Genomic DNA, 14,108 nt, shown 5'->3' on the forward strand with positions numbered 1-14,108 from the left:
GTGTTTTTTTGCGTGATTCAGCGCGCGCGAACCACGTGCTTGATCTCCTGGAACGCCTGCAATCCCCAAGGCCCCAGCTCGCGGCCGATGCTGCTCTGCTTGTAGCCGCCCCAGGCGGTCTGCGGGAAGATCACCTGCGGTGCGTTGATCCATACCAGCCCGGCCTGCAGGGCATTGGCGACCCGCTCGGCGCTCTCTACATCGCTGCTGACCACACTGGCCACCAGGCCAAACTCGCTGTCGTTGGCCAGCGCGATGGCCTCGACCTCGCTGGCGAAACTGCGCACGCAGAGCACCGGACCAAAGATCTCCTCACGCCACAGCGCGCTGTCGAGGGGCACTTCGGTGAAAAGGGTCGGCCGTATAAAAAAGCCGCGCGCGCGGTCCGCCGGACGCTCGCCGCCACATACCAGCTTGGCCCCGGCACTCAGCCCGCGATCGATATGGCCCAGCACTCGCTGGTATTGCGCCTGGTTGACCAGCGCGCCCATCTCCACCTCCGGATCGAAAGGGTCCGCCACCCGAATCGCCTCGGCCCGCGCCTTGAGACGCAGCAAGAACTCGTCGGCCAGTTCGTCGGCCACCAGCACCCGGCTGGTGGCGGAGCACATCTGCCCGGCGTTGAAAAAACCGCCGCCACAGGCCAGCTCCACCGCCAGTTCGAGATCGGCATCCGCCAGCACCAGCAGCGAAGATTTGCCACCCAGTTCCAGGCTCACGCCCTTGACCGTCTCCGCCGCGCGCTGCATGACCTGGACCCCGACCGCATTGCTGCCGGTGAAGGAAATTTTCGCCACCCGTGGATCGGCCGCCAGCGGCGCGCCCACCGCCAGTCCGGTGCCGCAGACCAGGTTGAACACACCCTTGGGCAGGCCGCTCCGGTCGATGATCGCCGCCAGTTCCAGCTCCGGCAGCGGCGTGACTTCCGAGGGCTTGAGCACCACGCTGCAACCGGCGGCCAGGGCCGGCGCGAGCTTCCAGGCGGTGGTGACCATCGGGAAATTCCAGGGCACGATCAGGCCGACCACGCCACAGGGTTCACGCCGCACACGGGCGCTGAAATCATCGCTGGGCAACGGCACGTCACGGTCCTGGGCGGCATCCAGGCCCTCGGCCAGCCCCGCGTAGTACTCGAAGGTGGCAATCACATCGTCGACGTCGATGGCCGCTTCGAATTGCGGCTTGCCGTTGTTGCTCGACTGCAGGTGCATCAGGCGCTCACGGCGCTCGGCGACCCCGGCGGCGATCCGCCGCAACACCGCGCCACGCTCGGCACCGCTGGCCGCGGCCCACTGCGCCAGCCCGGCCTGGGCGGCCGTCACCGCCTGCTCGACGCTGTGCCGGTCGCCGCCAGCGACCAGCGCCAATGGTTCTTCGGTGGAGGGATTGATCACTGGCAGCCGTTCGCTGCCGGCACGCCACTGACCGTCGATGTAGAGGCCGTTCAACAGGTTTGCCTGGCTCATGCTTGCACCGCCCGCATCCAGCCGGCCTGGTCGATTTCGATCAGGGTCGGGCCCTGGCGATCGCTGGCCGTGCGCAGCGCATCGCGCAATCCGTCGACGCTGTCGATGGCCTGGGCGGCGCAGCCCAGGGCCTTGGCCACGCCGACGAAGTCCGGCGTGTAGATGTCCACGCCCACCGGCTCGATGTCGCGGTTGACCATGTATTTCTTGATCTCTTCATAGCCCTGGTTATTCCACAGCAGCACGATGACCGGTGTGCGCGCTTCCACCGCGCAGGCCAGTTCCGACAGGGTGAACTGCAGGCCGCCGTCGCCGATCAGGCACGCCACCGGCCCCCGGGCATTGCGCTCGGAAGCACCGCCGAGCCAGGCGCCGATCGCCGCCGGCAAGGCATAACCCAAGGTGCCGTAGCCGGTCGAGGAGTTGAACCAGCGGCGCGGACGCTCGGGGTTGAAGGTCAGGTTGCCGCTGTACACCGGCTGCGTGGAGTCGCCGACGATGACGATCTCGGGCAACTCCTGCACTACGGTTTCGAGGAACAGCGTCTGCGCCCGTGTCGGCGCGTCCCACTGCTGCTCCAGAGCGTTGCGCAAGGCAGCGGCGCGGGCCGTGCCCCAGGCAGTGTCGCGCTCGCTCAGCGATTGTTTGCCCAGTTCGGCCAGCAGGGCCTCTGTTGCGCTGTGCGCGTCGGCCACCAGCGCCACTTTCGGCGGGTAGTTGCGCACGGTCTGGTCAGGGTCGATGTCGATGCGCAGCAGGGCGCCCGGAATCTCGAAGCCACCGGCGAAGGTCACGTCGTAGTCGGTTTCGGCCAGTTCGGTGCCGATGGCCAGGACCACGTCGGCATCGGCCACCAGGGCGCGGGTCGCCACCAGCGACTGGGTCGAACCGATCAGCAGCGGGTGCCGCGACGGCAGCATGCCCTTGGCATTGATGGTCAGGGCCACGGGGGCCTGGAGCAATTCGGCGAGGCGGGTCAGGGACGCGGCGGCATCGATCGCGCCGCCACCGGCGAGGATCAGCGGGCGCCGGGCGCCCGCCAGCAACTGGCTCATCCGGGCTATCGCGGCGGGCTCGGCGCCGGCCCGGGCGATGCTCACCGGCTCGCTGTCGAGCAGCTCATCGGCCTCCTCCACCAGCACGTCGAGGGGGATTTCGATGTGCACCGGGCGCGGGCGGCCAGCCTGGAACAGCGCGAAGGCGCGGGCCAGCACGCCCGGCAGTTCCGCCGCGGACATCAGAGTATGGGAGAACGCCGCCACGCCACCCACCAGGGCGCCCTGGTTCGGCAGTTCGTGCAGCTTGCCGCGACCGCCGCCGAGCTGGCTGCGCGACTGCACGCTGGAGATCACCAGCATCGGAATCGAGTCGGCATAGGCCTGGCCCATGGCGGTGGTGATGTTGGTCATCCCCGGGCCGGTGATAATGAAGCACACCCCCGGCTTGCCGCTGGTGCGGGCATAACCGTCGGCCATGAATCCGGCGCCCTGCTCGTGACGCGGCGTGACATGCCGGATGCTCGAACGGGCCAGGCCGCGATACAGCTCGACGGTGTGCACCCCGGGAATGCCGAAGACCTGCTCGACGCCATAACCTTCGAGTAACTTGACCAACACTTCGCCGCACGTCGCCATGTCTTGCCCTTCTTGTTCGCTTGATACGGTGTGCCTGGCTGGCCGCTGCATGGCCAGGCACGGGGAAGGCGTCATTGGAACGGGTCGCGTGTAGCGGGAACAATGGATAAAAAGTCATACTAGCCATGTCCTCACGTCATGCCTTGGCCCTTTATGAAACGCCTCCCGCCCTTGCCCGCGCTGCACACCTTTCTGATCACCGCGCGCTGCTGCAACTTCACCCATGCGGCCGAACAGTTGCATATCACCCAGGGCGCGGTGAGCCGGCAGATCGCCGGCCTGGAGAGTCACCTGGGTTATGCCTTGTTCCAGCGCCAGGCCCGCGGCCTGAGCCTGACGAGCGAAGGACGGGAATGGCTACCACGGGTGGAACAGGTGTTCGGCCTGATCAGCGAGGGGGTGGAACAGGTCGGGGTGAACCGCGACACCCTGCAACTCAAGGCGTCCACCTGCGTGATGCGCTGGTTGTTGCCGCGCCTGATGCAGTGGCAGAAAGAGCGGCCGGACGTGCCCGTGCGACTGACCACCACGGTGCAGCACGGCGTGGACTTCAGCCGCGAACGGTTCGACGCCGCGGTGATCTATGGCGCCCCGCCCCCCGCCACCCTCGGCGCCTACCACCTGTTCGACGAACAGCTGACGCCGGTGTGTTCACCTGCATTGCTCGAAGGGGCGATACCGCTCAAGACCCCGGCCGACCTGCAGCAACACATGCTGCTGCATCCGACCCTGGATACCCATGACTGGAATACCTGGTTGAAAGCCTCGGGAACGGTGCTGAACAACATCGGCAAGGGCCAGCATTTCGAAACCCTGGACCTGGCGATGTCGGTGGCCTCCCAGGGGACGGGAATGGCCATTGGCGATTGGGCATTGATCGGCGAAGACCTGAGCGCCGGGCGGCTGGTCATGCCATTTGAATTGAAGGTGCGCACCGGCCTGGGCTACTACCTGGTCCACCCCGACCGGTCAGCGCCGTCGCCGCAGTTGCGGGCCTTGCTGGACTGGCTGGTGGAACAGGCCCGGGCACGATAACCCTGTAGCCGCTGGCGCAGCCTGCGATCGAGCACGTAACGGTCGTAATCCGGTCAACACGTTGTACCTGCAAAAACGCGGTGTCTGGTTTTACGACTGCTACGCAGCCGATCGCAGCCTTCGGCAGCGGCTACAGGCGTCTCAGTAACCGACCGTGAAACGCTGGCGGGAGTGCTTCGGTGTTTCCAGCTCATCGATCATGGCGATGGCGTAGTCGGCGAAGGTGATCCAGCTCTTGCCTTCGGCGCTCACCAGCAGATGGTCCTGGCCGAGGCGCAACTGCCCCCGGCGCTCGCCTTCGACGAACTCCGCCGATGGCGACAGGAAGGTCCAGTCCAGCTCTTTCTCCTGGCGCAGGGTATCGAGGAACACGCTGCCGGCACTGGCTTCAGCCTTGTACTCATCCGGAAAACCGGCGGCGTCGATCACCCGGCTACCGTCGGGCAACAGCAACGAACCGGCACCGCCCACCACCAGCAGGCGTTTGACGCCGGCCTTTTTCACCGGATCGATCACGGCCTTGGGCGCGATGGTGGAAAAGTGCGCCGCGCTGATCACCGCATCGTGACCGGCGACCGCGGCCTGCAACGCTGCGCTGTCCAGCACGTCGACCGCCTTGCTCACCACACCGGCGCGATTGCCGATTTTCGCCGGGTTACGGGCAATCGCGGTGACGCTGTGACCACGACGCAGGGCTTCTTCCAGCAGTTGGCTACCGGCACGACCGGTGGCACCAATGATTGCGATCTTGCTCATGACAGTTCTCCAGTTCCGATAAGTGACGTAAAGCCTTACAGGGAATGCCCCCGCGCCAGACGTGGGGACGGTCGATTCACCACTTCATTTCGCCCTTGGCGACCTTGGCGCTCAGCTCCAGGGAGCTGTCCTCGCCCAGGTCCGGGTAACGCTTTTTCATCGCCGCGATCAGTTCGGCGGAGTCCTTGGCCTTGGCGGTTTCTTCATCGAAGGCCTTGATGTAGTCGGCGGTGAAACGCACAGGAGCCAGGGAGCGAGCGCTTTCACCGAGGTAATGGCCCGGTACCACGGTCTGGGGTTTCAGCGCGGCGATGGTGTCCAGGGTGGTCAGCCAGTCCTTGTGGGATTGCGCGGTCTGGGTGTCGGCCATCCACACATGGATGTTTTCCGCCACCACCACACCACCGACGACCGCCTTGATCGACGGGATCCAGACGAAGGTGCGGTCCGGTTGCTTGCCGTCCAGGCCGATGATGTCCAGCTTCTGCCCTTCCAGGGTCAGGCTGTGGCCCTCGAGCACGCTTGGCACTATGGTCTTGGCCGGCACGTCGGCGCCCATTTTCGGGCCCCAGAACGCGAGCTTGCCGTCGACCGTGGCCTTGATGTGCTCGACGGTCGGCTGCGACGCCACGACCTTGGCCTTGGGGAAGGCCCGGGTGATGGTGTCCAGGCCGAAGTAGTAGTCCGGGTCACCGTGGCTGATGTAGATGGTGGTCAGTTGCTTGCCGCTGGCGCGGATCTTTTCCACCAGTTGCTCGGCCTGGGACTTGCCGAACTGCGCATCCACCAGGATCGCTTCCTTCTTGCCGCTGACCAGCACCGAAGTCACCGGGAAGATCGCCGCGGTACCCGGGTTGTACACATCCAGGCTCAGGGCCGGCTCGACGGCGGCGGCATGGGCGGCGAAACCCAGGGTGGCGGTCGCCAGCAGCAGGCGCTTGAGTGAGGTGAATCCGATCATGTGCAGCTCCGATGGTCTGTCGGCCGTAAGTGGCCATGGGTAGGTGGCGATGGAGATGAAGCTTAGTTGCCGCACTCGTTACAAAAAATGCGATGCTTGGACATAGTTTGTTTCTGAAAGCGGGCAAATCATGGATCGTCTTCAAGCAATGCGCGTCTTCGTCACCGTAGTCGACCTTGGCAGCCAGTCGGCCGCCGCCGACCACCTGGACCTCTCGCGGCCGGTGGTTTCGCGCTATCTGGCGGAGCTGGAGGACTGGGTCGGCGCCCGGCTGATGCATCGCACCACCCGCAAGCTGAGCCTGACCGCGGCGGGCACCGAGATCCTGCCCCGCTGCCGGCAGATGCTCGAGTTGTCGACGGACATGCAGGCCGCCGTCAGCGAACCCGACGACGCGCCCCGCGGCTTGCTGCGCATCAGCGTCAGCACCTCGTTCGGCCAGGCCCAGCTGGCCGATGCCATGGCCACCTACGTCAAGCGTTACCCTGGCGTCAGCATCGACCTGCAGATGCTCGACCGCACGGTGAACCTGGTGGACGAGCGCATCGACCTGGCGATCCGTACCAGCAACGACCTGGACCCGAACCTGATCGCCCGGCGGCTGACGGTATGCCGCTCGGTGATCTGCGCCTCCCCGGCCTATCTGCGCGAGCACCCGGCACCACAACGGGTCGAGGAACTCAGCCAGCACAACTGCCTGACCCACTCCTATTTCGGCAAGAGCCTGTGGCATTTCGAGCAGGACGGCGAACAGGTTTCGGTACCGGTACAGGGCAATATCAGCGCCAACGAAGCCAGCACCCTGTTGCGCGCGACCATGGCCGGGGCCGGCGTGGCCATGCTGCCCAGCTACCAGGCCGGCGTGCATATCCACAGCGGCGAACTGGTGCGCCTGCTGCCCCATGCCGAACCCCGGCAAATGAACATGTACGCGGTCTACGCCTCGCGCAAACACATGCCGGCGGCCCTGCGCAGCATGCTGGATTTCCTGGTGCTGCGTTTCCCCGAGGAGCCGGAGTGGGACAAGGGCCTTTAAAACCCGATAAGACCGCTGAATACCCCGTCAACACGCTGCCCGCGACCTGGCCGGCGACCATGGCTGATCCATATGGCTGATCTATGCTGATAACAGTACCCCCACAAGCGCAGGGGTATTCGTTCAGAGGTGTTTGCCATGAACATCAAAACAAGAAGATACCTGGCCATTTTCGTCACCTGCACCGCGACCCTGGCGCTGTACGGAACAGCGGCCTATCGCGTCGAACAGGCCCGGCAACAGCCCCGTGTCTATGCCAGCTGCAACGTCGACCAGTGCATCCCGCACACCGCGACCCTCAACTCCCTGAAATGATGCAGGCGCGCGGCGTCACTGTTCGTGATCGCTCTTCAAGCGGTCGCGGAAAGCCTTGGGCGAGATCCCGACCCGGCGACGGAACAACCGGGTGAAGTTGGTGGGATCGGAAAACCCCAGGGTGTCGGAAATCTCGTAGATGGTCATGCTGGTGTAGGTCAGCAGGCGCTTGGCCTCCAGCAGCTGGCGTTCATGCATGATCTGCAGGGCCGGCTGGCCCGCCAGTTCACGGCAGGTGCCATTGAGGTGGGAAACGGAAATCCCCAGCTTGTGCGCCAGGTCCTCGACCTTCACATGCTCGCGATAGTGGTTTTCCACCAGCTGGATATACCCATTGAAATACTCCCGTGCCCGCTGCGGCCGCTGGCTGGCGCTGCGGCGCCGGATCGCCTGGCGGCTGACCCACACCATGATCACGCTGACCAGCGAATGCATGAGCATTTCCCGCGCCGGCTCACGCCCCTGGTACTCGTTCTGCAACGCGGCAAACAGACTGTTCAGGTAGTCGCCGTCGGTGCCCGCCGGGTAGCTCTCGGCCACGGCCAGGGCATTCACCGAGTGCCCCAGCTGGGCTTGCAGATGGGCCATCAAGGGCGCCGCCAGGGTCACCACATAACCGTCGATGTCTTCGGAAAAACGAAAGCCATGCACCGACAGGGCCGGCAGGATCTGTAGCGCCGACTCCCCCAGCAGCGTGCGCTGGCCTTCGATCTCCAGCTCGGCCTGCCCGCGATGCACGAACAGCAGCTGACACAGATCGGCATGCCGATGCGGCTTGATTTCCCAATGGTGCTCGCGGCTGCGCTTGGAAATGGTTTCGCAGTGCAGCAGGTCCGGCGTCGGCCAGTCGAGGCTTTCCCCGTAGAGTTTGAACACCGGAATTGAAGGCAAGGCAGGCTTATTCATAACTGCAATCCAGGCCTCTGGGTGACGGGCGATAATCGCACCGATTGGTGAAATGAACAGGTATCGGCTCAGTTTTCACCTTCAACTGACAGCTTCACAAGTGAAAAATGCAGGCACTCGAAACATAAAAATCACTCAGCGAACCTGTTCGCGTGAAGCTTGCGAGTCATAAAAACAATGAAAACCCTGAAAACTCAAGTCGCCATCATTGGCGCCGGACCTTCCGGACTGCTGCTCGGCCAACTGCTGCACAAGGCCGGCATCGATACCCTGATCCTCGAGCGACAAACCCCGGATTACGTACTCGGGCGCATCCGCGCCGGGGTGCTGGAACAAGGCATGGTCGACCTGCTGCGCCAGGCCGGGGTCAGCCAGCGCATGGACGCCGAAGGCCTGGTGCACGGCGGTTTCGAACTGGCCCTCGACGGCCGCCGGGTGGCCATCGACCTGCACGCCCTCACCGGCGGCAAGAGCGTAACGATCTACGGCCAGACCGAAGTCACCCGCGACCTGATGCAAGCCCGCCAGGCCGTCGGCGCCCGGACCCTGTACCAGGCCGACAACGTGCGTCCCCACGACATGCAGGGCGACCAGCCCTACCTGACCTTCGATTACCAGGGCGAGCCCCATCGCCTGGACTGCGACTACATCGCCGGCTGCGATGGCTTCCACGGGGTCGCCCGGCAGTCGATCCCGGCCGACAGGCTCAAGGTATTCGAACGTGTCTATCCGTTCGGCTGGCTCGGCATTCTCGCCGACACCCCGCCGGTCCATGACGAATTGGTCTACGCCCGCCACGAACGCGGCTTTGCCCTGTGCAGCATGCGGTCGACCACCCGCACCCGTTACTACCTGCAAGTACCGGCGGAGGAAAATGTCGCCGACTGGTCCGATCAACGCTTCTGGGACGAGCTCAAGAGGCGCCTGCCCGAGGAGCTGGCCGAGCGCCTGGTGACCGGGCCGTCGATCGAGAAAAGCATCGCGCCGCTGCGCAGCTTCGTGGTCGAGCCAATGCAATACGGGCGTATGTTCCTGGTCGGCGACGCCGCGCACATCGTGCCGCCCACCGGGGCCAAGGGCCTGAACCTGGCCGCCAGCGATGTCAGCACGCTGTTCAACATTCTGCTCAAGGTCTACCGCGAGCAGCGCACCGACCTGCTGCAAAAGTATTCGCAAATCTGCCTGCGGCGGATCTGGAAGGCCGAGCGTTTCTCCTGGTGGATGACCGCGATGCTGCACCGTTTCCCCGACTCCGACGACTTCAGCCAGCGCATCGCCGAGTCGGAGCTGGCGTACTTCGTCGACTCCGAGGCCGGACGCAAAACCATCGCGGAAAATTACGTCGGCCTTCCTTATGAGACTATCGAGTAGGAACCTATCGAGTACACTGGCGAGCATTCCCGCTCGCCTTGCACCTTGCGGGTCAATCACTGCCCGCAGGTTCTTTCGTGACCCATCCCAACCAGCCTGGCCAGCCCAAACTGGCTCTTCGCAGCGTACTGATCGCCCTGATGCTGGCGATCTTCCTCGGCGCCCTGGACCAGACCATAGTCGCGGTCTCCATGCCCGCCATCTCCGCGCAGTTCAAGGACGTCAGCCTGCTGGCCTGGGTGATTTCCGGCTACATGGTGGCCATGACCGTGGCGGTGCCGATCTACGGCAAGCTCGGCGACCTCTACGGGCGGCGCAAGCTGATGCTGTTCGGCATGGGCCTGTTCACCCTGGCATCGCTGTTCTGCGGCATGGCGCAGAACATGGAGCAACTGGTGCTGGCGCGGATCTTCCAGGGCATCGGCGCCGGCGGGATGATTTCGGTCAGCCAGGCGATCATCGGCGACATAGTGCCGCCCCGCGAACGCGGGCGTTACCAGGGTTACTTCAGCAGCATGTACGCGGCGGCCAGCGTCGCCGGCCCGGTGCTTGGCGGCTACATGACCGAATACCTGTCCTGGCGCTGGGTGTTCCTGATCAACCTGCCCCTGGGCCTCGGCGCCTGGCTGGTGGCCAGGCGCAACCTGCGAGGACTGCCTATCCCGCAGCGCAAACCGATCATCGACTACCTCGGCACGCTGTTGATGATCATCGGCCTGACCGCCCTGCTGCTGGCGATCACCCATTTCGGCCAGGGTCACGCCTGGCGCAGCAGCGAAGTGCTGGGCCTGCTGGCCTGTGCCGTCATCGCCCTGGCCCTGTTCGCCTGGCATGAACGGCGCACGGAAGAACCGCTGCTGCCCATGCACCTGTTCGCCAACCGCAACGCCATGCTGTGCTGGTGCACGGTGTTCTTCACCAGTTTCCAGGCCATCTCGCTGACGGTGCTGATGCCGTTGCGCTTTCAGAGCGTCACCGGCGCCGGTGCCGACAGTGCTGCGCTGCACCTGCTGCCGCTGGCCATCGGCCTGCCGATAGGCGCCTACTTCGCCGGGCGCATGACCTCGGTGACCGGTCGCTACAAACCGATGATCCTCAGTGGCGCCCTGTTGATGCCGCTGAGCGTTCTCGGCATGGCCTTCAGCCCGCCCCAGGCGGTGCTGCTGAGCAGCGTGTTCATGTTGTTCAGCGGGATTGCCTCCGGCATGCAGTTCCCGACCTCGCTGGTGGGCAGCCAGAACTCGGTGGAACAACGGGACATCGGGGTCGCCACCAGCACCACCAACCTGTTCCGCTCCCTGGGCGGCGCGATGGGCGTGGCCTTGATGTCGGCGCTGCTGCTGGCGCTGTTGCAGGACTCCAGCTTCGCCCAGTTGAGCGGTTCGGCACTGATCGGCGAAGGCCATTCGGGCAATGTGCTGCTCGACGGCCTGAATGCCGCGCCGGGGCCGGAACAGGGAGCCTTGCGGGCTGAGTTGCTGCTGACCTTCAAACACTTGCTGATGGTCAGCGCGGCGGTGTCGTTGCTGGGGCTGGCGGCGGCGCTGGCCATGCCCAATGCGCTGCTGCGCGGGCGTGAAGACAAGGTCAAATAGCGGCATCGCCAGCCGGCTCTATCTACACGCGAGCCGGCTGGCGACCGCCCCTCACGGGCTGTAGTACCCCACCGCCACCAGGACGTGCCCGACCTTGCGCAGGTAGGCGTGCTTGTCTTCCACCTTGGCCGTCACCGGGTTCTTCCAGCGGTACTCATACTCGCCCTGATCCTGGGTGGCCATCAGCGCCAGGATCGGCTCGCCCACCGGTTTGCCATCCGGGTCCTTGACCTTGTTGAAGTCGGTATTGATCAGCCGCAAATTGGTGCCGTGGGCCACGTAGCGCTGGCTGTCCAGGTCGACCACGAACACATACAGGTCGTCCTGCAGGAAACCGCCCTTGAGCGAGTTGATCGCCGTCAGCGTGCCCTTCTCGTCCTTGACCAGCTCGCTCGCCGCCTTGTCCAGCAAGGCCCTGGCCTGCTCGGCGGAAGCCCGTGGCAGGTAATAGCCGACCGCGAGGATTCGATCGCCGACCCGCTGGTAATACACATGCTTGCGCTCGACCTTGCCGTCGGCCCAGTTCTGCCAGCGGTACTCGGCTTGCTGGATGCCATTGCCCTCGGGAATCTTCAGCGCGTCCTTGAAAGCCTTTTGCAGATCCGGCCCAAGCACTTCGGAAACATCGCGGCCGATCAGCGCCGACGACGGCCCGCCACTGGCCAGCATCACCCCCTTGGTGTCGACCACAAACACATAACGGTCCTTGTCGACAAACTCGCCCTGCCGGCTGAACGCGGCGAAGGCCTTGTCACCCTGGTCGTGGTAGTAGGCCAGGGCCTTTTCCAGCAGGGCCTTGGCCGCCGTGGCATCGTCCGCCGCCTGGACCTGGCTGGCACAGAACACCAGCAGCCATCCCAGCACCGTGGCTCTCAGCAATCCCCTCATTGCGCGTCCCTCGTTCTTGTTGGTGTTTCAAGAGCGTAGACGGCTGCGGGATATGGTCGAGTATTCAGCGAAGCAGGGAGGCGCGAGGCAAGACCGCGACCCTCCCACGCCAGGCGCGGGAAGGTCGTCAAGGTCAGGGGCGGGTATTGAGCTGCTGCTGCAGATTCTGGATCTGGCTCTGCAGGGTATTGATGTTGCGGGTGACCTGGCCGCGGAAGGCGTCGAACTCGGCGGTGTTGGTGCCGCCCTGGGCAGCGGCGGGACGATTGTCCTGCTGGCTCTTGAGCACGATGATGTCCTGCTCCAGACGCTCGATGGCGGCGCTCGGGTTGCCCTGTCTTTTCAAGGCGGCGATCTCGGCGTTCAGGCTCTTGAACTGGGCATCGACCTTGCTGGTGTCGGCCGGCGCGCTTTTCAGGGCCGCCAGTTCGCTGCCCAGGGTTTTCACCTGCGCCTGCAACTGGCTGTTGGCCGCCTGCTGCTCGGTGGCTTGCGCGCTCATCTGCGCCAGGCGCTTGTCCAGGTCCGTGGCCTGCCCGGCCACGCCTTGCTGCTGCTTGCCCTGGTCCTGCAGGCGGCTTTCCAGCTGCTTGATCTGCAGCTTCAAGGCTTCGCTGTCGCTGTTGACGCTGGACTGGCTGGCAACCACCTTGCCGGAAATATCCTGCAGGCGCCCCGCCGCTTCTTCGCTGATGCGGGCGAAACTCTCCTGGGTCGCGACCAGTTGCTGCTCCATCAGCGAGATCTGCTGGAAGCTCCACCAGGCCAGGCCGATAAAGGCAAAGAACAAGGCGCCGACCAGCGCCCAGAGCGGCCCGGCACTCGGCGCCTTGACCTTGGTTACCGGCACACTGCGCGAATGCACCGAAGTACGCGCGCGGCCCGCGGCGGCGGTCGGAAAATCATCGTCGAGGGTATCGGCACGCAGGCTTGGAACATCGTCGAAGTCGTCGTTGGCATCGTTACGCATGGGGCAACCTTTCTAAAACCGCGGTGATAGCTGAATGCGGCGAGTATAAACCGCTAACCCGCCGCCCTGATCGACCCCGAACCCCGAACTCGGTTCAGTGTTTATTTTCAGCGTATGTCCTGGGCCTTCCACCAGCCACAGAACTCATCCAGGGCCGTCCACAGGCTGACCTTCGGTTCGTAATCCAGATAATGGCGGGCGCGGCTGATATCCAGGGTGAAGTTCTTGTTCATGACCTGCATGCCCAGGCGCGACAGGGTCGGCTCCGGACGGCCCGGCCAGAGCTTGCAGAAGCCTTCATTGAGGGCCGCCATGCTGTAGGCCAGGCCAAAGGAGCGGTAGCGCGTGACCTGCGGCACGCCCATCTGGCGCATCACATAGTTCACCACGTCCCACAATGGCACGGGCGCGCCGTTACTGATGTTGTAGGCCTTGCCCAGGGCCGAGCCGCTGGCCAGCAGACTGCTGAGCAGCGCTTCGTTGAGGTTCTGCACACTGGTGAAATCGACCTTGTTCAGGCCATTGCCGATGATCGCCAGGCGGCCCTTGCGCTGCATCTTCAACAGCCGCGGGAAAATGCTCATGTCGCCGGCGCCGGTGACAAAACGCGGGCGCAGCGCCAGCACCTCCAGGCCGAACTCCTGGGCGCCGAACACCTTCTGCTCCGCCAGGTATTTGGTGGCGGCATAAGGGTGCTTGAAGCGCTTGGGTACTTGTTCTTCGGTCAGGCCCAGATGGTCGCAACCGTCGAAATAGATCGACGGCGACGACAGGTGCACCAGGCGCCGGACATGGCGCTTGAGGCAAGCCTCGACCACATTTTCGGTGACCAGCACGTTGCCCTGATGGAAATCCTGATAGCGCCCCCAGAGCCCCACCGCCCCCGCACAATGCACCACCGCATCGACATCGCGGCACAGGTCGCGCACCAGGTCGGCATCGCTCAAGTCACCCTGGACGAACTCGGCCCCGCGCCGCACCAGATGCTCCACACCTTCGGCCCGACGCCCGTTGACCCGTACATCCAGGCCCTGCTCAAGGGCAAAACGCGCGAAGCGTCCGCCAATGAAGCCGCTTGCGCCGGTGACCAGAATTTTCATGACTTGCTCCGATTGCTTTCGTGTTTCATGCCTGTCGCACACTTGTGTTGCATGGGGTATTGCCTGATGCCTTGA

Annotated in this window: 13 protein-coding genes; 5 read left to right on the top strand and 8 right to left on the bottom strand. The window is 64.5% G+C overall.

All coding sequences use genetic code 11. The annotated features are described in order from the left end of the window. Positions 1–17: 17 nt before the first annotated feature. Both H0I86_RS24440 and H0I86_RS24445 read right to left on the bottom strand, forming a co-directional pair. Positions 18–1,466 carry an aldehyde dehydrogenase family protein gene (locus tag H0I86_RS24440; protein ID WP_180922484.1) on the bottom strand — a complete coding sequence of 483 codons (1,449 nt, stop codon included), beginning with the start codon at positions 1,464–1,466 and terminating at the stop codon, positions 18–20. Beyond that, positions 1,463–3,100: a 5-guanidino-2-oxopentanoate decarboxylase gene (locus H0I86_RS24445; protein WP_180922485.1), complete on the bottom strand. Its 1,638-nt coding sequence runs from the start codon at positions 3,098–3,100 to the stop codon at positions 1,463–1,465. Before H0I86_RS24445 ends, H0I86_RS24440 begins: the two co-directional genes overlap by 4 nt. 153 nt (positions 3,101–3,253) lie before the next feature. On the opposite strand from H0I86_RS24445, the gene H0I86_RS24450 reads away from it, so the two are divergent. Continuing rightward, positions 3,254–4,135: a LysR substrate-binding domain-containing protein gene (locus H0I86_RS24450; protein WP_180922486.1), complete on the top strand. Its 882-nt coding sequence runs from the start codon at positions 3,254–3,256 to the stop codon at positions 4,133–4,135. 141 nt (positions 4,136–4,276) lie between these two features. Here the strand turns inward: H0I86_RS24450 and H0I86_RS24455 are convergent, their stop codons facing one another. Both H0I86_RS24455 and H0I86_RS24460 read right to left on the bottom strand, forming a co-directional pair. Continuing rightward, positions 4,277–4,891, bottom strand: a complete 615-nt coding sequence (locus H0I86_RS24455) for an NAD(P)-dependent oxidoreductase (protein WP_180922487.1) — start codon at positions 4,889–4,891, stop codon at positions 4,277–4,279. Positions 4,892–4,967: 76 nt separating this feature from the next. Beyond that, positions 4,968–5,852, bottom strand: coding sequence for an MBL fold metallo-hydrolase (locus tag H0I86_RS24460; RefSeq protein WP_180922488.1), 885 nt, complete (start codon positions 5,850–5,852; stop codon positions 4,968–4,970). A 130-nt stretch (positions 5,853–5,982) separates the two neighbouring features. Between H0I86_RS24460 and H0I86_RS24465 the strand changes: the two genes are divergently transcribed. Together H0I86_RS24465 and H0I86_RS24470 are read left to right on the top strand one after the other, a co-directional pair. Beyond that, complete coding sequence (locus H0I86_RS24465) at positions 5,983–6,888, top strand: LysR family transcriptional regulator (RefSeq protein ID WP_037035534.1); 906 nt, start codon at positions 5,983–5,985, stop codon at positions 6,886–6,888. 138 nt (positions 6,889–7,026) lie between these two features. Beyond that, positions 7,027–7,203 carry a hypothetical protein gene (locus H0I86_RS24470; protein WP_009045332.1) on the top strand — a complete coding sequence of 59 codons (177 nt, stop codon included), beginning with the start codon at positions 7,027–7,029 and terminating at the stop codon, positions 7,201–7,203. Between the two features lie 15 nt (positions 7,204–7,218). On the opposite strand, the gene H0I86_RS24475 is transcribed toward H0I86_RS24470, so the two are convergent. After that, a complete protein-coding gene (locus H0I86_RS24475; RefSeq protein WP_180922489.1) occupies positions 7,219–8,109 on the bottom strand; it encodes a helix-turn-helix domain-containing protein in 891 nt (296 codons plus the stop codon). Between the two features lie 186 nt (positions 8,110–8,295). On the opposite strand from H0I86_RS24475, the gene pobA reads away from it, so the two are divergent. Further along, positions 8,296–9,480: a 4-hydroxybenzoate 3-monooxygenase gene (gene pobA / locus H0I86_RS24480; protein WP_180925906.1), complete on the top strand. Its 1,185-nt coding sequence runs from the start codon at positions 8,296–8,298 to the stop codon at positions 9,478–9,480. Between the two features lie 77 nt (positions 9,481–9,557). Continuing rightward, on the top strand, positions 9,558–11,075 hold the full coding sequence (locus H0I86_RS24485) for an MDR family MFS transporter (RefSeq protein ID WP_180922490.1): 1,518 nt from the start codon (positions 9,558–9,560) through the stop codon (positions 11,073–11,075). 51 nt (positions 11,076–11,126) lie between these two features. Here H0I86_RS24485 and H0I86_RS24490 read toward each other — a convergent pair whose 3' ends face one another. The 3 genes from H0I86_RS24490 to H0I86_RS24500 all read right to left on the bottom strand — a co-directional run bounded on the left by H0I86_RS24490 (position 11,127) and on the right by H0I86_RS24500 (position 14,033). Continuing rightward, positions 11,127–11,963 (bottom strand): cache domain-containing protein, encoded by an 837-nt coding sequence (locus tag H0I86_RS24490; protein WP_180922491.1) that lies wholly within the window; start codon positions 11,961–11,963, stop codon positions 11,127–11,129. Positions 11,964–12,096: 133 nt separating this feature from the next. After that, the gene (locus H0I86_RS24495) at positions 12,097–12,933 is read right to left on the bottom strand and encodes an ATPase (protein ID WP_180922492.1); all 837 of its coding nucleotides are present in this window, start codon (positions 12,931–12,933) and stop codon (positions 12,097–12,099) included. A 107-nt stretch (positions 12,934–13,040) separates the two neighbouring features. Further along, complete coding sequence (locus H0I86_RS24500) at positions 13,041–14,033, bottom strand: NAD-dependent epimerase/dehydratase family protein (protein ID WP_180922493.1); 993 nt, start codon at positions 14,031–14,033, stop codon at positions 13,041–13,043. Between the last annotated feature and the right edge of the window lie 75 nt (positions 14,034–14,108).

Source organism: Pseudomonas chlororaphis subsp. aurantiaca, from assembly GCF_013466605.1.
In the GTDB taxonomy this organism is placed as follows: Bacteria; Pseudomonadota; Gammaproteobacteria; order Pseudomonadales; family Pseudomonadaceae; genus Aquipseudomonas; species Aquipseudomonas chlororaphis_I.

Coding starts and splice junctions, on each gene's coding strand:
- H0I86_RS24470 (WP_009045332.1), top strand. CDS start 7,027: ATGAACATCAAAACAAGAAGATACCTGGCCATTTTCGTCACCTGCACC.
- H0I86_RS24490 (WP_180922491.1), bottom strand. CDS start 11,963: ATGAGGGGATTGCTGAGAGCCACGGTGCTGGGATGGCTGCTGGTGTTC.
- H0I86_RS24445 (WP_180922485.1), bottom strand. CDS start 3,100: ATGGCGACGTGCGGCGAAGTGTTGGTCAAGTTACTCGAAGGTTATGGC.
- H0I86_RS24500 (WP_180922493.1), bottom strand. CDS start 14,033: ATGAAAATTCTGGTCACCGGCGCAAGCGGCTTCATTGGCGGACGCTTC.
- H0I86_RS24495 (WP_180922492.1), bottom strand. CDS start 12,933: ATGCGTAACGATGCCAACGACGACTTCGACGATGTTCCAAGCCTGCGT.
- H0I86_RS24460 (WP_180922488.1), bottom strand. CDS start 5,852: ATGATCGGATTCACCTCACTCAAGCGCCTGCTGCTGGCGACCGCCACC.
- H0I86_RS24475 (WP_180922489.1), bottom strand. CDS start 8,109: ATGAATAAGCCTGCCTTGCCTTCAATTCCGGTGTTCAAACTCTACGGG.
- H0I86_RS24455 (WP_180922487.1), bottom strand. CDS start 4,891: ATGAGCAAGATCGCAATCATTGGTGCCACCGGTCGTGCCGGTAGCCAA.
- H0I86_RS24465 (WP_037035534.1), top strand. CDS start 5,983: ATGGATCGTCTTCAAGCAATGCGCGTCTTCGTCACCGTAGTCGACCTT.
- H0I86_RS24450 (WP_180922486.1), top strand. CDS start 3,254: ATGAAACGCCTCCCGCCCTTGCCCGCGCTGCACACCTTTCTGATCACC.
- H0I86_RS24440 (WP_180922484.1), bottom strand. CDS start 1,466: ATGAGCCAGGCAAACCTGTTGAACGGCCTCTACATCGACGGTCAGTGG.